This is a genomic window from Lentibacter algarum (assembly GCF_018860975.1).
GTDB lineage: Bacteria > Pseudomonadota > Alphaproteobacteria > Rhodobacterales > Rhodobacteraceae > Lentibacter > Lentibacter algarum_A.
Genome location: NZ_JAHKQI010000006.1, coordinates 73,395 through 93,479, shown reverse-complemented (window position 1 = coordinate 93,479; position 20,085 = coordinate 73,395). Strand labels below are relative to the sequence as shown.

Below are 20,085 nucleotides of genomic sequence, written 5' to 3'. Positions count from 1 at the left end.
GCTTGGATATCCGTGTGCAGGAAGAGGCTTTTTGGCTTGGCGAAGAAACTGAGAAATTCGCCTCGAAAACAAGCACTTCCGGAGCGGTTGTGACGTTCACAGGTATCGTTCGGAACAACGCTGCCGGCACGCTTGAGCGCATGGAAATCGAGCACTATCCGGAGATGACCGAAAAGGCTTTGCAGAGCATCGCGGGAGAGGCAAAGACCAAATGGGCGCTGGAAGATGCTCTGGTCGTTCACCGCTTTGGAAGCCTTAGAGTCGGCGAAACGATCATGATGGTCGCGACCGCCGCACCGCACCGTAAAGACGCCTTTGAAGCCGCTGAATTTTTGATGGATTTCCTCAAGTCGCGCGCACCGTTCTGGAAAAAAGAGATCACGTCGGATGACACCAATTGGGTCGCGGCCAAAGACACCGACGAGGCGGCTCTAAAGCGCTGGACCAAATGAGCGCGCTGCTGGTTTCAAACGCTCAGGCAAGGCGTCTCTGGTTGTCAACACATGGGCTTGCAAACACCCCGACGGGCAAGGCAGATCTTGCTCAAATCATCCATGACATCGGCTTTGTTCAACTTGATTCTATCCGCCATATCGAGCGCGCTCACGAGCATATCATGTGGACACGAAACCAAAATTATCGGCTGGGTGAGCTCGATAAGATGTTGAAATCACGCGCGTTGTTTGAGCACTTCACCCATGATGCCAGTCTGATTCCGATGGGCTTTTTGCCTATGTGGCAGCGCCAGTTCCAACGCACGGCTGACAGGATATCAGCGGCGGGATGGTGGCGCAAAATGCCCGATGCCGAAGGTCGCGCAGAGATCCGTGAGCGCATCCGCCAAGAGGGCGCACTCAGCACCCGAGACTTTGACAGCGAAGGCCCACGGTTGAAAGAAATGTGGCAGCGCCCACCGCACAAACTCGGGCTTGATTACATGTGGTATGCGGGTGAACTCGCTACCTGCCATCGGAAGAATTTCGTCAAGTATTACGACTTGGCCGAGCGGGTTTTCCCGGAGGATTTGCGCCTCCAATCGTTGAGTGAGGCCGAGCAGATCGACGCGCTTTGCCGCACCGCACTTGAACGGCTTGGGTTTGCAACGCCAGGCGAAATTCAACGGTTTTGGGATGCTTGCAGTGCCGCCGAAGTGCGAGCGTGGATAGAGCAAAACAAAGCCGGTTTGATACCCTTGCAAGTGACTGGTGCCAAAGGAGAAACCCAGCAATGCTTAGGGCTCCCCGACATTGTAGCCCGCCTTGAGTCTGCACCTGAACCAACGGCCAGATTGCGAATTATCAATCCGTTTGACCCCGCATTTCGTGACCGCAAACGCACCGAGCATTTGTTCGGGTTTTACTATCGCAATGAGATATTCGTGCCCGAGGCAAAGCGCCAATACGGCTACTATGTTTATCCGGTTTTGGAAGGGGCCCGGCTTATTGGGCGCACAGAACTGAAGGCTGATCGAAAGGCCGGAAAGCTAAGGGTTGCGAACATCTGGCCGGAAGCTGGCGTTGCATGGCCTGCAAGCCGCCAATCGCGTTTTGAAAGTGAACTGGCCCGCATGGCTCGCTTCACCGGACTGATCGCAGAACCTTAGGCCTGGCCTTGGCCAACACGTTCAACATAGGCGCGCATCTCTTCGGCCTCATGTCGCGCATCGCGCAAACCGTCCATTGCAGCCGAAAGCTCTGCTTCTGTTTGGCTTAGCTGGTTGGTCAGTTCTGCTTCGCGTTGCTGCAAATAGGTGATCGCCTGATCACGGGTTTCCTCGGCTTCGTGAAGTTCCTGAGCCATCTTTTCAAGCTCTTCCATGTCGCCTCGCGATACACGTGTAAACCGGTGAATGAGCCAGTTAACAAACCAACCTAAGCTGAAGGCGATAAATAGAATTATCGCTGTTGCTATGATGAATTCATTTCTCGACATTAGTCTGTTTCCTCGCTCGGCGCGCCTTCGGCGTCTTCCTCGGTTTGTGCTTCCCCGCCTTGCTCAGCGCTGTCTTGCTCTGTGCTTTCAAGGGTTGTTGGTTCTTCTTTTACGGGCTCGGGACGCACCAGTTTGAACTCGATCCGGCGGTTGGCTTCGCGGCCTTCTTCGGTGTCATTGCTTTCAATAGGCTGAGCTTCGCCGTGCCCGACAGCTTTGAAACCCATCGTCAGAACCCGCCTGTCGCGCAACCCGTTGAGAACCGCTTGTGCACGTTCCTTAGACAGGTTCTGGTTCATTTCTTCGCGGCCCTGGCTGTCGGTGTGCCCAGCGATTTCCATGCGCAGATCGCCACATTTCTTCAGAATGGCTGCGATAGAATCGAGCGTTCCCTGCGCTCCAGCCGCGATCGTGCCGCTTCCGGGCTCAAAGGTGATCTTGTTTTGTGCCAAAACTTCGGCAACTTGCGCCTCACACTCCTCGGGTGTCGGCAATCCGGCGATCGGGTCAAGCTTTTTCAGGTAGGTCACGTTGATCGTATAACGCGCCTTGTTGCCGAGCTTCTCTGATAGCAGAGCGGCGATCTTTTCTTTCGCCTCTTTGTCGCCGGTATTGCCGCTGATCTCAATCGACTCACTCGTTGCCGTGGCGGAGCCGTTTGAAAGGTGCGACAGGGCTTCAAGCGACGACAAAACTCTTAGCGGCCAGTCTGCTGGCAAGGTTTCGTCCGTGCGCGCAGAGTTGTGCACCGAAGTGCTACCGAAGCGCGCGGTTGCAAAGCTCATTGCTGTCGTGCTGAGGACGTCATCGTTCAAGCGGCCCCGCATTTGGACAAGTCCTTCCGGGCTGAGCGTCGCGACGAACTCGGGCGGGCCTTCGCCAAGGTCTGACACGACCGGCAAGACGGCATGTAGCGTGAAAACTTCGGGGAGAGCATGCTCTAGCTCGCCGATGACTCGGTCAAACTCACGTTGTTGCGTGCCCTCCGCAGCGACGAGTGTGATGTCGGCATCAGCGAAGGTAACGCTGCCACCTTTCAGGGCGTTTACAGCGGCAATCGCCTTGCTTGCAGCATCGGCCCAGCTGGGTGTTGGAACGCCAAGGCCGATCTTACATTCGCTCTTGCCCTCTAACCCGGCAGTTGCGGCAGCCGTCAGAATGCGCGCGCGGGCGATCTCGGTATCTGCGGAGCAACTGTCAAAGTGGCTTCCGTTTTCGTCCTGTATGAACCGCAGCGCAAAAGGTGTTATCACCGGCCTTGGCGATGAAATGTCGAACGTCACCTTTAGCCCTTTGGGTGCGCGACGGGCGAGTTTGGCTTCGACATCCTTTTTCTGGGTTTCGCTGTCGGCCATTGCGGTAACTGCAACGCGGTTGGCGTCGATCGAAACCTTCGAGCGCGGCAGTGCTTCAAGCGCATCGAGCCCGAATTCAACGGCTTCTTCCCAGCGTTCAGGAACAGAATAGTCCGCGCTTTCAAGGAGATCGGCGATGTTGCTGCTGTCAGAAAGGTCTCCGACCCGCTCCAGAAAAGCCTCACGGTCGGTTTGTGCAGGGATCAGGCCGATCAAGGAAATGTCGTTCTCGTTGCGCAACACTTCAATAGAGAACCTCGGCGGCGCAAGATCGGCCAAGGCTTTGATTTGCATGTCATCTATTACCCGCGCGGCATCGACAATCTTACCGGAGGTGCTGATCGCCAAAAAGCGTTGCGCCTCGGAAGGGGCTGTTCCTGTCAGCACGACTTGCAAGCCGTCAGCATAGACTTCGGCCCAGGTCAGCTCGTTTTCATCAAGAGCTTTGCGAACACTGTATTCAGAGGTTTCTTCAACCAGCTTCACAGCAAACTGGGCTGAAACCAATGACAAAATAGCTGCTACAGTAAAAGTAGCCAACAATATGAGAAGTGAAGATACGCGCATGAGACTTTCTTAAAGCGGTGTTCTGCTCTTTCTCTAAGCCTTGCGGCGGGGGGTTTCAATCAAACTAACAGGGCTACGGCAAAAAACAGCAGAGGGATCAGACCGGCATCGCGATTTGAGCGAAAAACCTTAAGCAAAACAGCATTGTCGTCCGGGTTGAACTTCTGCAGTTGCCAAAGCAGATGCCAGCCCATCGCCATGACGCCTGCGAGAGCGACGAACAACGCAAGTGGGTTGTTGAGAGGGTTAAGCGCAGCCGCGATTACGGCAATTCCAAGTAAGGTTACCGTGCCAGCAAGAAAGCGGCTGAGCCATGTGGGCGTTTGCGAGCCAAACAAGCGCGCGGTTGATTTGACACCAATAAGGGCGTCATCTTCGGTGTCTTGATGGGCGTAAATGGTGTCATAAAACAGCGTCCAGACAATGCCTGCAACATAGAGGTAAAGGGCCGGAGCAGAGAGGCTTCCGGTATGGGCCGTCCACGCGAGAAGCGCCCCCCAGTTGAATGCCAACCCAAGAAAAACCTGCGGCCACCATGTGAAACGTTTGGCAAACGGGTAGACTGCGACAGGAATGAGCGAGAGGACGCCAAGCACGATTGCAGCTGTATTGAAAGTTAGCAGAACGGCCAGTGAAACAAGGGCTTGCACGATCATCCAGAGAGCGGCTTGCTTGGGTGATACTTGCCCTGAGGGGATAGGCCGCGAGCGGGTGCGCGCGACTTTTCCGTCTATGTCGCGGTCACTGATGTCGTTCCAGGTGCAGCCTGCGCCGCGCATCAAAAACGCGCCGATTGCGCAGCCGCAGAAGATCCAGAGATCGTGCCAGCTTGCCTGCCTGTCATGCAGCATCGCCAAGACAAGGCCCCACCAGCAAGGGATGAGCAAAAGCCATGTGCCGATCGGTCTGTCGGCGCGTGAAAGGCGCAGATAAGGGCGGCTTGCCACGGGTGCGAAGCGGTCTACCCAGTTGTCTTTCAGCGCATCCGAAACTTGTCCTGTTGGCTCTGGTGTCTTGCCCTCACTGCTCATATGTTTTGCCCATGACGAATGTGAAAATCAGGCTTTATGTAGAGCAGGCATTGGGGGCAGGGCAACGGCTTACGCTCACAAAGCCGCAATCGCACTACCTATTCGGGGTGATGCGGCAAACCGAGGGCGCACATTTGGCCTTGTTCAACGGGGTTGATGGCGAGTGGTTGGCGCAGGTTGTGAATGCGAACAAGCGGGGCGGAGAGCTTGACGTTGTCGAGCTGCGAAGGCCGCAAGCTGACCCGCCTGATTTGTGGCTTGTTTTCGCGCCGATCAAGAAAGCACGCACCGATTTCATAGTCGAAAAGGCCGCCGAAATGGGCGCGCGCAGAATCATTCCGGTGCAGACCGAGTTCACCAATGCCGAGCGCATCAGGCAGGACCGTCTGCAGGCACATGCTGTCGAAGCAGCAGAGCAATGCGGTGGCACATATGTTCCTGAAGTGGCTGAGTTATCCAAGTTAAATCAAATGCTTGATGACTGGCCTGAAGGCCGAAAACTGATGTTTTGCGACGAATCGTTGGAACACGGTGCGCCCTTTGACGCAGACAGTAAGGGCGCGCCTTGGGCGATCCTGATCGGGCCGGAGGGCGGGTTTTCTGCCAGCGAACGTGCGCGTTTGCGGGCGTTGCCTTTCGCACATCCCGTGAGCCTCGGGCCGCGTATTTTGCGCGCTGACACGGCGGCTGTCGCGGCGCTTACGATGTGGCAAATGCAACTCGGAGACTGGACGTGAGCTTTGTACGCCCAGAGGCGCGCGCCGCGGTTTGGCGGGTGCGCGAGTTACTTGTTGCCGCAGCCTTGGGCGGTCTCGGGTTATACTGGGCGCTGACAGCATTTGGCGTGCTGTCATGGCTCGGGTGGATCATTTTTGCCTTTTCGGCTGTGCTGTTTTTTTCATTTTTGCAGCGGGTCTGGTTCGGGGGCGCCGAAGACGGGCCGGGTTATGTTGAGGTGATCGAAGGGCAGATCACTTACTACGCGGCCCATACAGGCGGAGCTGTTGCGGTGCGAGAGTTGACGCAACTGATATATGAGACCGACGGTGAAGAAGCTGCATGGGTGCTGCGGCAACCACAACTGCCTGATCTGTATATCCCTGTATCGGCCAGCGGCGCGAACGAGTTGTTTGACGCATTTGCAGCCTTGCCCGGCCTGAGCGCCGAGCGGCTGTTGCAAGCGTTGCGCACCCCCAAAGGTAACGCCTTGGTGATTTGGCAGCGCGACGCACATCTTGCGATTGACACTCGCGGCGCGAGCAAGCAACCCTAGGCGTTCACAACGCAAACAGCGCGGAGCACTGATATGTCTATTCCTCAATCGGGCGGCGGGCCGATCGAAAACCATGCCCAACTGGCCGAATATATGGCCGAGGGCTGCAAACCACGTGATAGCTGGCGTATTGGCACCGAACACGAGAAGTTTGGTTACTGTAAGGACAGTTTGTTACCAATTCCTTACGCGGGTGAACGTTCGGTGCTTGCTGTGCTGGAAGGGCTGCGTGATGCGCATGGTTGGACGCCCGTGTTTGAAGGAGAAAATATTGTTGGTTTAGAGAAGGATGGGGCCAATGTGAGCCTTGAACCGGGGGGGCAACTCGAGCTCTCGGGCGCACCTTTGGAAAACATCCACCAGACCTGCGATGAAGTGAACGTTCACCTCAAAGAGGTTAAAGACATCGCCGACAAGGTTGGCGTCAAGTTTATCGGCCTCGGAGCTGCGCCAATCTGGACTCATGAGCAGATGCCGTTGATGCCCAAAGGGCGCTACGAGCTGATGAACAACTATATGCAAGAAGTCGGCACCATGGGCCGCGTGATGATGCGCCGGACTTGCACCGTTCAGGTGAACCTCGATTTTGCCTCTGAAAACGACATGGTGCAGAAGCTGCGTGCGGCGATTGCGTTGCAACCGGTGGCGACGGCTCTGTTTGCCAACTCGCCGTTTTTTGAGGGCAAACCAAACGGCCACAAAAGCTGGCGCAGCCGTGTTTGGCGCGATCTTGATGACGCGCGCACCGGCATGGTTCCGTTTGTGTTTGAAGAGGGCTTTGGCTTTGAGCGCTGGGTGCAGTATGCGCTCGATACGCCGATGTATTTTGTCTACCGAGATGGCAAGTATATCAACGCTTTAGGGCAATCATTCCGTGACTTTCTAAAGGGCGAGTTGCCCGCATTGCCCGGTGAGAAACCGACGTTATCTGACTGGGCCGATCACCTGACAACGCTGTTCCCTGAAGCGCGGATCAAGCAGTATATGGAGATGCGCGGGGCCGATGGAGGGCCGTGGCGCAGGCTCTGTGCATTGCCGGCTTTCTGGGTTGGTTTGATGTATGATCAAGGTGCTCTTGATGCGGCTTGGGACGTTGCCAAAGGCTGGGACATAGAGACCCGCGAAGGGCTGCGTGTGGCGGCTTCTGTTGATGGTTTGCAAGCCGAAGTGAACGGCATCAAGATGCATGATCTGGCGCGCGAAATCGTTGATATTTCCGAGGCCGGTTTGAAGGCGCGAGGACAGGCGGGGGCTGGCGGGATGATTCCAGATGAAACCCATTTCCTGAATGCTCTTAAGGAGTCGTTAGAAAGTGGAGAAGTGCCCGCCGACGAACTTTTGCGCCGTTACGAGACCGACTGGGAAGGCGATTTGAACCGCATTTACAGCGATTATTCATACTAACGCGCGGCTTGATTAACGCTTGTTTTTGCGAGCTTCTCGCAGGTGACTTGCGTGCATATAGCAGTGCATACCACAGTGCATAATGCGTGCTGACAGTTTCGAGCATGGGGTTAATGTGAGTTAACTTAATGCAGCGAACGTTGCGCACACAAAAAAGGCCCCGGTCAAACGGGGCCTTTTGTTGTTCTCGTTTAACGCTTTGTTAGGCTGCGTCAGATACTTTGAGCACATCACGCAGGGTTCCGACGGCTTGGGTGAACCCAAGGCCAAGGCAGAGGGCGGCGAAACCGAGAGCCAAAGTCGCACCCGCTTCAGGCATGTCGCGAAGAAGGGGCAACATGCCTCCGATGAGCAGCACGCCGCCAGTGCCGATCGCGGCATATCCTGTGGCGACTGAAAGTGCCGCGGAGCGGGCGTTCTTTCCGGTTTGCGGGCAGTCGGCGAGCAGAGTGCCGATCTTGAGGATCATGAAGCTGAGAGTTGCGACAGCCAAAAGTGCGGCGATGAGGTAAACAAGTGCGTAGGTTAGCATGAGGTGCTCCTTTCTTACGCGGTTGGTTTGGTGAAAAACATGTAAAGGTAGCCAAAGGTTGCGCCCCAGATCGGAGCGAAGATGGCTCCGAAAAACAGGTAGAGAAGGGCGGCTTGCGAGAGGCTTTCGTCCTGTGTGATCCAGCTATAGGCGAGCACCAAGGCGCTGGCGGTGGTGCTTGAAAGCACGGCCGCGACTGCGCAGTTGACTGGCCTGCACTCTGCTTGAGAGAGCATCCAGAGCAAAGTTGGCGTTCCGATGAGGAGGTAGAACGGGGCACCCATGTAGAGTGCAAACAAGGGAATGATCAGAAAGAACGTGAGCGCTGTGTCAAGGATCGGCGCGAGCACAAGCGCGCCGAAGAAGGCCGGCATATGAATGCGGCGGGTTGCCCAGAGGGTTCTGCGGGGGAGAGGTTGAGTTTTTGCAATTGCGGTCATTTCTGTAATCTCCGAAATTTGCAGTCAAAACTGTATCAGTCAAAGCTTTAACTGTCAGGCTCTAGGAAGAAGAGCCTTTAGGTAGGAAGCGAGCGATTTTGGCGCCGAGCTTGAGAAGGGTCATTTGAGTGCCACGCGGTAGGCGCGCGATCTCGGCATACCACGCATCAAACTGTTGCATGGTTTCGAGCGTCTCGGCAAAACGAGCGCGGATGTGCTCGGGGGTGCCGTCACTTTCGGCCTCGCGCGCAACAACCCGAAGGGCGGCAAGCGTAGGCGCATACTCACGATCGCGTCGGCCTTCGACGACGGTGTTGACGAGATCAAACATGTCGCGAACCGACGTGAAATGATCACGCCGATCGCCGAGTTGCCGACTGGCTTTGACCAGCTTCCAACCCTGCAACTCCTTGATCGCGGTCGAGACATTCGAGCGCGCGAGGTTTAGGGCCTCGCAGATGTCTTCGGCTGTCATCGGGTCTGGCGAAATATGCAGCAGAGCATGAACCTGTGCGACCGAGCGATTGACGCCCCACTTGGTGCCCATTTCCCCCCAATGGAGGATAAAGTTTTGCATGGCAGGTGTTAGATGCATGTGCTTCTTCTTATTTCTGAAATTTCTGTTAATTCAGAAATAATAGAAAGATAGGAGATTTACAAGACGTTCAGGAACTTTTTTATGAAGGCGTTACTGGCCGATCTTTGGCTCGGTGTCGTTGCGCAGGCGCTCGATGTTCAGGCGATGGGTATAAAACACCAACACTGTGAGGATAATGCCGAGCAGAAGTTCGGCGCGGGCACCAAGAAGCGCCATCCAGATTGTCGAGCTGGCGGCGGCGCTGACCGCGGCCAATGAGGAAAAGCGCCAGATGAGGGCGGCCGCGAGCCACGTCGCGCAACAGGCGAGGCCGACAGGCCATGCGAGGGCGAGCAAAATACCCAGAAATGTTGCAACGCCTTTGCCACCTTTGAAGCCAAGCCAGAGCGGGAAGCAATGCCCGAGGAAAGCCATGAGGCCCGCGAGCTGTGCCGCGTCTTCACCCGCAAAACAACGTGCGAGGAGAACAGCCGCCACGCCTTTGACAGCGTCCAGCAGTAAGGTGAGCGCTGCGGCGGTTTTGTTGCCGGTGCGCAAAACATTGGTTGTGCCGATATTGCCCGAGCCGATGCTGCGCAGATCACCGAGCGAAAAGACGCGTGCGACCAAAATGCCGAAGGGCACAGAGCCGAGGAGATAGCCAACCGCGGCCCAAAGGAGCAGCACGGTGGCGGTGTTTTCGATCAGGGGCATCAGCCAAATACCTTTTCGCCAGCAACATAAGTAGACACAACCTTACCTTGAAGGCGCTGCCCGTCAAAGGGTGTATTCTTGGATTTTGACATGAGTGTGGCACGGTCAAGAATAAAGGGCTTGTCGGGGTCAAACAGCGTTAGGTCGGCGGGTGCGCCCTTGCTGAGACGGCCAGTTGCAAGGCCAAGGCGCTTGGCGGGGTTGAGCGCCAATGCACGGAAAAGTTGTGGCAATGTCATCTGCTCGGCATGCACCATGCGCAGGGCGGCGGGCAGCAGGGTTTCGAGTGCAACGGCCCCTGAGGCGGCTTCCTCAAAGGGCAGGCGTTTGCTCTCTTCGTCTTGGGGCGTGTGCATCGAGCTGATGATATCGATAAGGCCCGAGGCGACAGCTTGGACTGTCGCGATGCGGTCATCCTCGGCGCGCAGGGGCGGCTTGAGTTTGAAGTATGTGCGGTAGTCGGCCACATCGAGTTCGTTGAGCGTCAGGTGGTGGATCGAGGTGCCTGCGGTGATATCAAGCCCGTTGGCCTTTGCGCGCTCCAAGGCGGGCAGGGCGCGCGATGTGGTGATCTGGTCCGCATGATAGCGCGCGCCGGTTTTTCCACCTGTCATTTCCAGGAGGGCGATGTCACGGTCTAGGCCCATGCGCTCGGCCATTGGCGAGACAGAAGGCAGACCGCGCAGGGCGGCAAACTTGCCGGAGGTGGCGCAAGCGCCTGCCGAGAGCGTCGGCTCTTGCGGGTGGGCAATGACCAACGCGCCGAGGCTTTTGGCGTAGGTGAGGGCGCGCTGAAAGACTTTGGTGTTGGTGACAACAGCGTCGCAGTCGGAAAAAGCGACAGCACCGGCGTCGAGCAGAAAGCCGATCTCTGACATCTCATGGCCCAAGCGGCCCTTGGTGAGTGCGGCGATGGGCAGCACGTTGACGAGGCTGTCTTCCTTCGCGCGGCGCATCACAAATTCGAGCGCTTCGGGCGTGTCGAGCGCGGGCGATGTGTCGGGGCGAATGACGATCGTGGTGACGCCACCAGCTGCCGCAGCACGGCCCGCCGAGGCATAGCTTTCGCGGTGCCGCTCGCCGGGCTCTCCGACTTTGACGCCGATATCGACAATGCCGGGGGCGAGGCATTTGCCTTTACAATCAATGACCTCATCAGCGCTTGGCGCGGCGTCAACGCCTGTTGCTGCGATGCTGCCATCCTTAACCAGCAACCATCCGAGTGCCTCGGTCTGGGCTTCTGGGTCAATCAGGCGGGCGTTGGTGAACAGCAGTTTAGGCATCGCTGGTTCCTTCGATTTTGGCTTTGGCTTGCAAGATCGCGGTTTTGAGGGATTTGGGGTTGGCGAGGTATTTGGCCACGGTGCTTTGCCCTGTGAACAGGCGGATGCGTAGGGATTTCCACATGACACGCTTCACGGTGTCGATATCGTGCAAATTTGTTGTGGCGTTCTGGGCGGGTTCGATTTGGTTTTCGTAGATGAGCCGAAATGAAGTGAGGTGCCAAACGTCATTGCGGTGACGCAGCCAGTTGAGGTGATCGTCAAACAAAAAGACGTAGATCAGCGAGGTGATCAGCATGATCGGCAACCAGAGGAGCGGGTTCAGTGCAAAGTATGGCCCGATAAACAGCGCCGTCACGGCCCCAAGCGCAAGGGCGCGTATGGCAAATGTTTTGATGTCGGGCTGCCACGTTCCGAGGAAGGCCTCGTCGTCAAGCAGCGTGGTGACGGGGGGCGGGTTTTTGGCCCGTTCAAGAGGCGCGGGCTCAGACATAAGTGCCTTTGGATGTCGCCGCGGCCTTGGCGTTTTCGGCCAGCAGGTGCATCGCGGCCATACGCACGGCGACGCCCATTTCGACTTGCTCCTGGATCACAGAGCGGGTGACATCATCGGCGATATCACCGTCAATCTCGACACCGCGGTTCATCGGGCCGGGGTGCATGACAATGGCGTCAGGTTTGGCGCGCTTAAGCTTGTCGGCGTCAAGGCCGTAGCGGTGATAATACTCGCGCTCCGAGGGGATAAAGCCACCATCCATGCGCTCTTTTTGCAGGCGGAGCATCATCACCACATCAACGTCTTCCAGCCCTTCGTGCATGTCGTGGTAAACCTCGCAACCGAACTCGGAGAACTGCGAGGGGATGAGCGTCGGTGGGCCAACAAGGCGCACGCGGTTTTCCATTTTGCCAAGCAGGATCAGGTTTGAACGGGCCACGCGGGAGTGGGCGATATCGCCGCAGATCGCAATGTTCAAACGGTGCAAACGGCCCTTGGCGCGGCGGATTGTGAGCGCGTCGAGCAGCGCTTGCGTGGGGTGCTCGTGCCGCCCGTCGCCGGCGTTGAGCACGGCGCAGTTTACTTTTTGCGCCAGCAGATCAACCGCGCCGGAGTTGGGGTGTCGCACCACCAGCAAGTCGGGGTGCATGGCGTTGAGCGTCAGCGCGGTGTCGATCAGCGTTTCGCCTTTTTTGACAGAACTTGCCTGCATCGCCATGTTCATAACGTCCGCTCCGAGGCGCTTGCCTGCGAGCTCAAAGGAAGCCTGCGTGCGCGTCGAGTTCTCGAAAAACATGTTGATCTGGGTAAGGCCAGTGAGGGCGTCAGAGTGTTTTGAAGGCGAGCGGTTGAGCGTCACATATTGGTCAGCGAGATCAAGAATGGCGGTGATATCGGCTTGTGAGAGCGCTTCAATTCCCAGAAGGTGACGGTGTGCAAAGCTCATGCTCGCGGCTCCTCTCAAATCTTGTCGGTGTATACGCAAGGCGGCTATGGCGTGCAAGCGTTGCGCTGGCGGTTTCGCGGTTTTGCTGCGTGACGAGTTGCGCTAGGCTGCGCGCATGGAATCGGCTCAAGAATATCACGCTTGGCGCGCTGCCCTTGATTGGCAGATCGAACTCGGGGCTGACGAGGCTCTGAGCGAGACGCCTATCGACCGTTTCGAGCTGGTTGATATGGTGAAAGCCAAGGTGCCCAAGGTGGCGGAACCCGTCGCTGTTACCACGCCCGTTGAACTGCCCAAGGTTGACGTCATTGCGGCGGCTACGGCGGCGGCGGAGGGGGCCTCAAACCTTGAAGAATTGCAAGCGGCTTTGGCGGGTTTCGAGCATTGTGAGCTGAAAAAGGGCGCGCGCAATCTGGTGTTTTCTGGCGGGGTTGCGAGTGCGCGGGTGATGATCATCGGCGACGCTCCAAGCCGCGACGATGACCAGGCTGGCAAGCCCTTTAGCGGCGCTCAAGGCAAGCTGCTTGATAAGATGCTGGCGGCAATCGGGCTGACGCGTGACGAAAGCGTTTACCTGACGAATGTGCTGCCTTGGCGGCCAATGAGCCAAGAGCCAAAACCGCAGGATATCGCGATGATGCGCCCCTTTGTTGAGCGGCATGTTGCGCTGGCGGCACCGGAAGTTGTTGTGCTGATGGGCAATATCAGCTGCGAGACGACGCTTATGAAGCGCGGCATAACGCGGTTGCGCGGCACGTGGGCCGAGGTTTACGGAAGGCCCGCGATGCCAATGTTTGCCCCAGAGCAACTGATCCGCCAACCGCAGCTGAAACGAGACGCCTGGGCTGATTTGCTGGAACTCAAAGCGAGGTTGATGTGATGCGCGAGTTTATACCTGTGCGGATTGCTGTGCTGACGGTGTCAGACAGCCGCGAGGCCGCAGATGACCGTTCGGGAGATGTGCTGGTTGGACGCATTCAAGAGGCGGGGCATGAACTTGTGGAGCGCAAGATACTCCGCGACGAACGCGCCGAGATTGCTGATCAGCTGCGCGCTTGGGTGGCCTCGGGCGACGTTGATGTGATCATTTCGACGGGAGGCACGGGGCTGACGGGGCGCGATGTGACGGTCGAGGCGCACCGCGATGTCTATGAGAAAGAGATCGACGCTTTCGGCACGGTGTTTACGATCGTGAGCATGAAAAAGATCGGCACCAGTGCGGTGCAGAGCCGTGCCACGGCGGGTGTTGCGGGCGGGTGCTATCTGTTTGCGCTGCCCGGCAGCCCCGGCGCATGCAAAGACGGCTGGGACGAGATCCTCGTGCATCAGCTTGATTACCGCCATAAGCCCTGCAATTTTGTCGAGATCATGCCGCGCCTGGAAGAGCACAAGCGACGCAAATGAGCGATGCCTTTGAACAGATCGGCTCGGCGCCGGCGGTTGTCAGCGAACGTGCCGCGGCGGTTTTGGCCCAAGACGCACAGGGGCGCATTCTTTGTCAGCTGCGCGATGATTTTGCCCATGTTGCGGCGCGTGGTAAGTGGAGCTTGTTTGGTGGAAAAGTCGAGACAGGTGAAAGCCTGCATGAGGCTGCACAGCGGGAGTTTTTTGAGGAAACGGGCCTGCGGGTTGAAGCAACCGACTTGACCGCGATGGCCAAGATTGCCTCGACAGTGAAGCCTGACTGGGAGATTTACATTTTTGCCCTCGCGACGGAGGTTGATCCGGCTGATGTGCGGCTGGGCGAAGGGGCGGGTTTTGCGTTTCTGACCCCGGCGCAGATTGCAGAAATGGATTTCATTGAAACCTACACACGGTTTTTTGAAAAGTTTTTCCACGGAACTGCCGCGGGCTCGCGTATATAGTAGGCGGTATCTTTGAGAAGGGACACATATGCGGTTTTTTAGACGCGGGCTGACGGGCCTGAGCATATTGGCGCTGACGCTGGGGCTGTTGGGCTTTAGCGTGCTGTTGCTGCGCGGCGCATTTGCCGAGCGCGCCGCCCAAAGTGCCCGGGCACCAAGGATACAGGAACGTGTTTTTGCCGTTAACGCGCAACGGCTTGTCGCTGGAGAACTGACCCCCGTGCTAACCGCCTACGGGGAAATCAAAAGCCTGCGCACGCTGGAAATCAGGCCCGCCGTTGGCGGGATGATCACCCAGATGTCAGCTAATTTTGTTGACGGCGGCAGCTTTTCCCAAGGCGATTTGATGCTCAAGATCGACGATGCCGATGCGCAAGCAGCGTTCGAGCGGGCCGAGGCAGATGTCATGGATGCCGAAGCCGAGGTGCGTGACGCTCTGCGCGCGCTCGAGCTGGCGCGGGACGAACAAGTGAACGCGCAAGAACAAGCGGATTTGCGGCAGCGGGCGTTTGTGCGACAGCAAGATTTGCGCAAGCGTGGCGTGGGCACAGATACCGCCGTTGAAACCGCTGAGCTGGCCGCAAGCACGGCCAAAGCGGCGGTGCTGACTCGCAGGCAGGCCTTGGCACAGGCCGAAGCGCGTGTTGACAGCTCGGCGACGCGACGCGCGCGCGCAGCTATCGCGCTTTCGGATGCCAAGCGCAGCCTGTCAGAAACTGAAGTGCGGGCGCGTTTTGACGGCGTCATTGCCGAGGTGAACGCTGTTGAGGGCCGCCTTGTCAACAGCAACGAGCGGCTCGCCGAATTGGTTGACCCGAACCAGCTTGAAGTCGCGTTTCGGGTGAGCACACAGGCCTATTCGCAGCTGCTTGATGCAGAGGGCAACCTGAAAACCGCCGAGGTGCGCGCGGTGCTTGATGACTTCGGCGTTGACCTGAGCAGCACCGGAACCCTGAGCCGTGAGGGCGCGGCCAACAGCAGCGGACAAACCGGACGAGCCTTGTTTGCAAGGCTGCAAGAAGCGCGCGGCCTCAAGCCGGGTGACTTTGTCACAGTGCTGCTTGAAGAGGCTCCGATGCAAAATGTTTTGCGTCTGCCCGCGACAGGGCTGGCGGCTGATAGCACGGTGCTCAAGATCAATGATGACAACCGGCTCGAGCTTGTCAGTGTCGAGCTGTTGCGCCGCCAAGGCGACGATGTGATCATCTTTGCCCCCGAGCTTGACGGCGCACTTGTTGTGTCAAAACGCACGCCTCTGTTGGGGGCCGGCATAAGTGTGAAACCCGTTGTTGCAGGCGCGGCGGCAGAGCCTGAAGCACCGGCGATGATCGAACTCAGCCAAGAGCGCCGCGACAGGCTTGTGAGCGCGATCAAAGCCAGCCAGCGGATGCCCGAAGACGTAAAAAAGCGTATTCTGGCGCGTTTGAGCGAGGATCAGGTGCCTGCCAAAATGGTTGAGCGGATCGAAAGCCGGATGGGGGGCTAAGTGATGCGCGAGGCGACAAGTGCAAAGGGCATCATCTCGTATTTTACCCGCCACGCGACGGTGGCAAACTTGTTGTTGGTGGTGCTCATTGTTGCCGGTCTTGCCGCTGTTCCAAGGATGCGCGCGCAGTTTTTCCCTGATGTGATTATCGACAATATCTATGTTTCAGTGCCGTGGAGCGGCGCTGGCGCCGAGGATGTTGACGCGGGCATCGTGCAGGTTCTCGAGCCGGTATTGCTGGCGGTTGAAGGCGTCATTGAAGCGACTTCAACCTCGCGAGAGGGCAGCGCAAGCATTACACTCGAGTTCGAGCCGGGCTGGGATATGGCCCTTGCCGCCGACGATGTGCAGGCCGCAGTCGATGCGATCACTATCTTTCCCGAGGAGGCCGAAGAGCCCAATGTCACGCGTGGGGCATGGCGTGATCGGGTGACAGATGTGGTTGTCACGGGCCCGGTCGAGCCAGACCAACTCGCGCGGTTTTCTGACGAGCTTGTCGCACGTCTGTTTGAGCGCGGGGTGACACGCACGACGATCCGCGGGGTGTCGGGCCAGCAAACAAATGTGGTGGTTTCAACGCTTGATCTGGTCAAGCATGATGTGAGTTTCGCCCAGATCGCGGCGGCGATTGCAGGCGAAGTTAACGCCGACCCTGCCGGCAATGTGACCGGCGCCAACGCCCGCGTGCGCACCGGAACCGAAAAGCGCACGCCCGAAGCGATTGCCGGCATTGTGCTCAAGCCAAACACCGACGGCAGCAAGCTGACGATCGGTGATGTGGCGCGTATTGAGGTTGAAGGCACGACCCGCGACCGCAGCTACTATGTGGGCAAGGATCCGGCTATTTCCATCAGGGTTGATCGCAGCGCCAACGGTGATGCGATTGCCATTCAGCGCCATGTTGAAGAAGCTGCGGCTGAGCTTGAGCAGACGCTCCCGCCCGGCGTTAGCGTTGATCTGATCCGCACCCGCGCCGAGGCCATAACCGGCCGCTTGAACCTACTCATAGACAACGGTTTGGTCGGGTTGCTCTTGGTGGTAACGCTGCTGTTTTTGTTTCTGAATGCGCGCACGGCGTTTTGGGTCGCGGCGGGTATTCCTGTGGCCATGCTGGCAACGATTGCGCTGATGTTCGTGGTCGGATTGACGATCAATATGATCTCGCTGTTCGCGTTGATCATCACGCTGGGCATCGTGGTTGATGACGCGATCGTTGTCGGCGAGCACGCCGATGCCAGAGTGAAGAGCTACGGCGAAGGGCCGGTTGAGGCGGCCGAAAATGCAGCCATGCGTATGGCTATGCCGGTGTTCAGTGCAACCCTGACAACCGTGATAGCCTTTTACGGGCTGACTTTTGTTGGAGGGCGCTTTGGGGATTTGATCTCTGATATCCCGTTCACCGTGATCGTTGTCTTGGCGGCGAGCCTTGTTGAGTGCTTTTTGATCCTGCCGAACCACATGTCGCATTCCATTGCTCATTCGGCCAAGGAGCACTGGTATGATGTGCCCAGTCGCGTGGTGAACCGCGGGTTTGTCTGGTTTCGGGAAACGCTGTTTCGCCCCTTCATGGGGTATGTGATCAAGCTGCGATACCCCGTGCTTGCGGGGCTGGTTGTGGTGCTGGTCAGTCAGGCGGCATTGTTTGTTCGGGGCGATGTGAAGTGGCGCTTTTTCAACGCTCCGGAGCGCGCCTCGATTTCGGGAAACTTTGCGATGGTGCCTGGCACGCAGCGCGAAGACACCTTTGAAGTTATGCAATTGTTGCAGCAGGCCATCAACGAACTCGGAGCCGAATACGAGGCCGAACACGGGCGCAACCCTGTTGATTATGTGCTGTCACAGGTTGGCGGCAGCACGGGGCGCGGGCTTGCCGGCGCCGATACCAAAGACCCTGACGAGCTTGGTGCGGTTGCGATCGAGTTGATCGACGCTGATTTGCGGCCCTACTCAAGCTTTGCCTTTCTGGCGGCGTTGCAAGAACGCCTTCCGACGCACCCGCTGCTGGAAACGGTGAGCTTTCGCGGCTGGCGCTCGGGGCCGGGCGGTGACGGGCTTGATGTGCAGTTTTATGGCGCTGATGCCGACACGCTCAAACGCGCCAGTGAAGCACTCAAGGAGGCTGTTTCAGGCTACCCCGAGGTCAGTGCTATCGAAGATAACATGGCCTATGACAAGGCCGAGATCGTGCTTGATCTTTCGGCGCAGGGGCAGGCGCTCGGCTTTACCATTGACGGTGTCGGGCGGGTGCTGCGCCACCGCCTCAGCGGGCTTGAAGCTGCAACCTACCCCGACGGGGCACGCAGTGCGGCCATCACGGTTGAGTTGCCCGAAAGCGAAGTGACGGCCGACTTCATCTACCGCACCCAGATGCGCGCACCTGACGGCAGCTATGTAGCCTTGTCCGATATTGTCAATCTGCGCGAACAGGCCGGGTTCTCAACCATACGCCGCGAGAACGGCGTTCGTGTTGTTTCTGTCACCGGTGACATATCGGAGGATGATCCAGCCCGCGCAGAGGAGATCGGCAAGGCCTTGGAAGAAACGATTTTGCCCAAGATCGCCAGCGAGTTGCAAGTCGAGTTCCGCATTGCGGGCCTGTCAGAGCAGGAGCAGGAGTTTCTCACCGATGCCGGCACTGGGTTTATTCTCTGTCTCACAGGTATCTACCTCGTGCTGGCTTGGGTCTTTGCCAGTTGGACGAGGCCAATGGTGGTGATGGCGATCATCCCGTTTGGCCTTGTCGGAACCATCTACGGCCATGCTGCATGGGATGTGCCTTTGAGCATGTTCACGGTTGTAGGTCTGCTCGGCATGACGGGGATTATCATCAACGATTCTATCGTGTTGATCACCACCGTCGACGACTACGCCAAGGAGCGCGGGATCATCCCCTCGATCATCGACGGCGCAGTTGACCGCTTGCGGCCGGTGATGCTGACGACGCTCACCACGGTGCTCGGCCTTGCGCCGCTGCTCTATGAGAAAAGCCAGCAGGCGCAGTTCCTTAAGCCGACAGTGATCACGCTGGTTTACGGGCTGGGTTTTGGCTTGTTTATCGTGTTGTTGCTGGTGCCTTCACTGGTTGCCATACAAGCTGACTTTCAGAGCCAGATCAAAGCCCTAAAGCGCGCCTTAGCCGCGAAACGTGCCGGGCAGTTGCGTGCGGGGTTTGGTGTCACGGCTGCATTGATGCTGGTTTGGTTCGCTCTGACGCTGGGCTGGAAAGCGGTGACCGGTAGCCTGCCTGCGCTCTTTGGCGGGGCCGGTGCGAGCAACGCCGACGCGCTTGGGCTTTATGTTGCAGGTGTCGTTGTGTTGTTGGTGGCTCTTTTGCTTGCCGCCGTGCTGATGACCCTGTTCAAAAAGCCTAGCACCCCCTGATATCAACGGCCTGACCACGGCCTAGCAATGTTATGCGCAGGGCTTTGCGGCTGACGGCAAAGCTGCCGTCAAGTGCATGCACCAGCTTGGTTTGCAAAACGAGCGTGTTGCCTTTGCGGCTGACGCGCGGGGGCGTTGCATAGACAAGCGGATCACCGGTTTCGATCACGGCTTCCTCACGTCCGCCCAGCGCTTTGAGGGTCATCGTCACGGCGAGGGTGAGGCCGTCGTTGCCCGGGCTCAGATCACAGTGCAGATTGCGCACCCCTGCACGCGCGGCGCTCATAGGCTCGCGCGCCAGTGCGGCTTTGATCGCGGGTTGGCTTTGTGCCGCCTTCACCGGCAGCAGCGCCTCAAGCTGCACTTCGATCGGAATACAGATGTCTTTGCATACGCCAAGGCCAAAGGTGCCTTTGAGCTTAACAGGTTTGCCCGCGTTCTTGGGTGTGACAACAAAAGGCAAGATCATTGTGTGATGGTAACCGAGGGTGCGTATGCCGTCTTGGGTGAACACTTCGGGCTGCGGGTAGCGCGGGGTGACAGTCTTGAGGTTTTGCGAGCCTGACCAGCTAAAATGCGGCGGCACGCCGGCGTCACCCGGGGCGCGCCAGTAGGTGTGCCAGCCCTCAAGCAGTGTCACTTCAAGCGCGGCGATGCGGGTGCCGTCGGCTTCTGTCCAGCCGGGCAGCAGGCGGAACTGGTGTTGCGCGGTGTCGGCCAGAGCGGCAGATGAAACCGCAAAAAGAGCGGCGAAGGCGTAAGCAAGATGTTTCATATGCCTACAAATGCGCCATGTGTCAGCG

21 protein-coding genes are annotated in these 20,085 nt (G+C 57.9%); 10 read left to right on the top strand and 11 right to left on the bottom strand.

The window, feature by feature from the left end; genetic code table 11:
• The first annotated feature begins 2 nt into the window (after nucleotides 1-2).
• Nucleotides 3-452, top strand: a complete 450-nt coding sequence (locus KO498_RS08745; RefSeq protein WP_215959530.1) for a molybdenum cofactor biosynthesis protein MoaE — start codon at nucleotides 3-5, stop codon at nucleotides 450-452.
• The gene (locus tag KO498_RS08740; RefSeq protein WP_215959529.1) at nucleotides 449-1,603 is read left to right on the top strand and encodes a winged helix-turn-helix domain-containing protein; all 1,155 of its coding nucleotides are present in this window, start codon (nucleotides 449-451) and stop codon (nucleotides 1,601-1,603) included. Before KO498_RS08745 ends, KO498_RS08740 begins: the two co-directional genes overlap by 4 nt.
• Here KO498_RS08740 and KO498_RS08735 read toward each other — a convergent pair.
• The 3 genes from KO498_RS08735 to ubiA form a co-directional block, all read right to left on the bottom strand.
• The gene (locus tag KO498_RS08735; protein ID WP_215959528.1) at nucleotides 1,600-1,932 is read right to left on the bottom strand and encodes a hypothetical protein; all 333 of its coding nucleotides are present in this window, start codon (nucleotides 1,930-1,932) and stop codon (nucleotides 1,600-1,602) included. The two genes, KO498_RS08740 and KO498_RS08735, sit on opposite strands and share 4 nt — an antisense overlap.
• Complete coding sequence (locus KO498_RS08730; protein WP_252731351.1) at nucleotides 1,932-3,800, bottom strand: OmpA family protein; 1,869 nt, start codon at nucleotides 3,798-3,800, stop codon at nucleotides 1,932-1,934. Before KO498_RS08730 ends, KO498_RS08735 begins: the two co-directional genes overlap by 1 nt.
• Nucleotides 3,801-3,913: 113 nt before the next feature.
• On the bottom strand, nucleotides 3,914-4,885 hold the full coding sequence (ubiA, locus tag KO498_RS08725; protein WP_215959526.1) for a 4-hydroxybenzoate octaprenyltransferase: 972 nt from the start codon (nucleotides 4,883-4,885) through the stop codon (nucleotides 3,914-3,916).
• Nucleotides 4,886-4,896: 11 nt separating this feature from the next.
• On the opposite strand from ubiA, the gene KO498_RS08720 reads away from it, so the two are divergent.
• Genes KO498_RS08720 through KO498_RS08710 form a run of 3 tightly spaced genes read left to right on the top strand, consistent with a single transcriptional unit; the run spans nucleotide 4,897 to nucleotide 7,562 of the window.
• Entirely contained in the window at nucleotides 4,897-5,622 is a 726-nt protein-coding gene (locus KO498_RS08720) for a 16S rRNA (uracil(1498)-N(3))-methyltransferase (RefSeq protein ID WP_215959525.1), read from the top strand.
• A complete protein-coding gene (locus KO498_RS08715; RefSeq protein WP_215959524.1) occupies nucleotides 5,619-6,158 on the top strand; it encodes a hypothetical protein in 540 nt (179 codons plus the stop codon). Before KO498_RS08720 ends, KO498_RS08715 begins: the two co-directional genes overlap by 4 nt.
• 33 nt (nucleotides 6,159-6,191) lie before the next feature.
• Nucleotides 6,192-7,562, top strand: a complete 1,371-nt coding sequence (locus KO498_RS08710; protein ID WP_215959523.1) for a glutamate--cysteine ligase — start codon at nucleotides 6,192-6,194, stop codon at nucleotides 7,560-7,562.
• A 202-nt stretch (nucleotides 7,563-7,764) separates the two neighbouring features.
• On the opposite strand, the gene KO498_RS08705 is transcribed toward KO498_RS08710, so the two are convergent.
• The 7 genes from KO498_RS08705 to KO498_RS08675 all read right to left on the bottom strand — a co-directional run bounded on the left by KO498_RS08705 (nucleotide 7,765) and on the right by KO498_RS08675 (nucleotide 12,550).
• A complete protein-coding gene (locus KO498_RS08705; protein ID WP_215959522.1) occupies nucleotides 7,765-8,094 on the bottom strand; it encodes a hypothetical protein in 330 nt (109 codons plus the stop codon).
• Between the two features lie 14 nt (nucleotides 8,095-8,108).
• On the bottom strand, nucleotides 8,109-8,534 hold the full coding sequence (locus KO498_RS08700) for a hypothetical protein (RefSeq protein ID WP_215959521.1): 426 nt from the start codon (nucleotides 8,532-8,534) through the stop codon (nucleotides 8,109-8,111).
• A gap of 61 nt (nucleotides 8,535-8,595) precedes the next feature.
• Complete coding sequence (locus tag KO498_RS08695) at nucleotides 8,596-9,129, bottom strand: GbsR/MarR family transcriptional regulator (RefSeq protein WP_252731350.1); 534 nt, start codon at nucleotides 9,127-9,129, stop codon at nucleotides 8,596-8,598.
• Between the two features lie 93 nt (nucleotides 9,130-9,222).
• Nucleotides 9,223-9,825, bottom strand: a complete 603-nt coding sequence (gene plsY, locus KO498_RS08690) for a glycerol-3-phosphate 1-O-acyltransferase PlsY (RefSeq protein WP_215959520.1) — start codon at nucleotides 9,823-9,825, stop codon at nucleotides 9,223-9,225.
• Nucleotides 9,825-11,108, bottom strand: a complete 1,284-nt coding sequence (pyrC, locus tag KO498_RS08685) for a dihydroorotase (RefSeq protein WP_215959519.1) — start codon at nucleotides 11,106-11,108, stop codon at nucleotides 9,825-9,827. The genes plsY and pyrC overlap by 1 nt, the downstream gene beginning before the upstream one ends.
• On the bottom strand, nucleotides 11,101-11,601 hold the full coding sequence (locus tag KO498_RS08680; RefSeq protein ID WP_215959518.1) for a hypothetical protein: 501 nt from the start codon (nucleotides 11,599-11,601) through the stop codon (nucleotides 11,101-11,103). The genes pyrC and KO498_RS08680 overlap by 8 nt, the downstream gene beginning before the upstream one ends.
• Entirely contained in the window at nucleotides 11,594-12,550 is a 957-nt protein-coding gene (locus KO498_RS08675) for an aspartate carbamoyltransferase catalytic subunit (protein WP_215959517.1), read from the bottom strand. The genes KO498_RS08680 and KO498_RS08675 overlap by 8 nt, the downstream gene beginning before the upstream one ends.
• Before the next feature lie 115 nt (nucleotides 12,551-12,665).
• Here KO498_RS08675 and KO498_RS08670 point away from each other — a divergent pair, with 115 nt between their 5' ends.
• From KO498_RS08670 to KO498_RS08650, 5 genes are read left to right on the top strand one after another with little or no spacing between them, the layout of a single operon-like run.
• Nucleotides 12,666-13,430, top strand: a complete 765-nt coding sequence (locus KO498_RS08670; protein WP_215959516.1) for a uracil-DNA glycosylase — start codon at nucleotides 12,666-12,668, stop codon at nucleotides 13,428-13,430.
• On the top strand, nucleotides 13,430-13,954 hold the full coding sequence (gene moaB, locus KO498_RS08665; RefSeq protein WP_215959515.1) for a molybdenum cofactor biosynthesis protein B: 525 nt from the start codon (nucleotides 13,430-13,432) through the stop codon (nucleotides 13,952-13,954). Before KO498_RS08670 ends, moaB begins: the two co-directional genes overlap by 1 nt.
• Nucleotides 13,951-14,415: an NUDIX domain-containing protein gene (locus tag KO498_RS08660; RefSeq protein ID WP_215959514.1), complete on the top strand. Its 465-nt coding sequence runs from the start codon at nucleotides 13,951-13,953 to the stop codon at nucleotides 14,413-14,415. Before moaB ends, KO498_RS08660 begins: the two co-directional genes overlap by 4 nt.
• Nucleotides 14,416-14,443: 28 nt before the next feature.
• Complete coding sequence (locus KO498_RS08655) at nucleotides 14,444-15,901, top strand: efflux RND transporter periplasmic adaptor subunit (RefSeq protein ID WP_215959513.1); 1,458 nt, start codon at nucleotides 14,444-14,446, stop codon at nucleotides 15,899-15,901.
• Between the two features lie 3 nt (nucleotides 15,902-15,904).
• Nucleotides 15,905-19,282: an efflux RND transporter permease subunit gene (locus KO498_RS08650; protein WP_215959512.1), complete on the top strand. Its 3,378-nt coding sequence runs from the start codon at nucleotides 15,905-15,907 to the stop codon at nucleotides 19,280-19,282.
• Here KO498_RS08650 and KO498_RS08645 read toward each other — a convergent pair.
• The gene (locus tag KO498_RS08645; protein ID WP_215959511.1) at nucleotides 19,269-20,057 is read right to left on the bottom strand and encodes a protein-disulfide reductase DsbD domain-containing protein; all 789 of its coding nucleotides are present in this window, start codon (nucleotides 20,055-20,057) and stop codon (nucleotides 19,269-19,271) included. The two genes, KO498_RS08650 and KO498_RS08645, sit on opposite strands and share 14 nt — an antisense overlap.
• Nucleotides 20,058-20,085 lie beyond the last annotated feature (28 nt).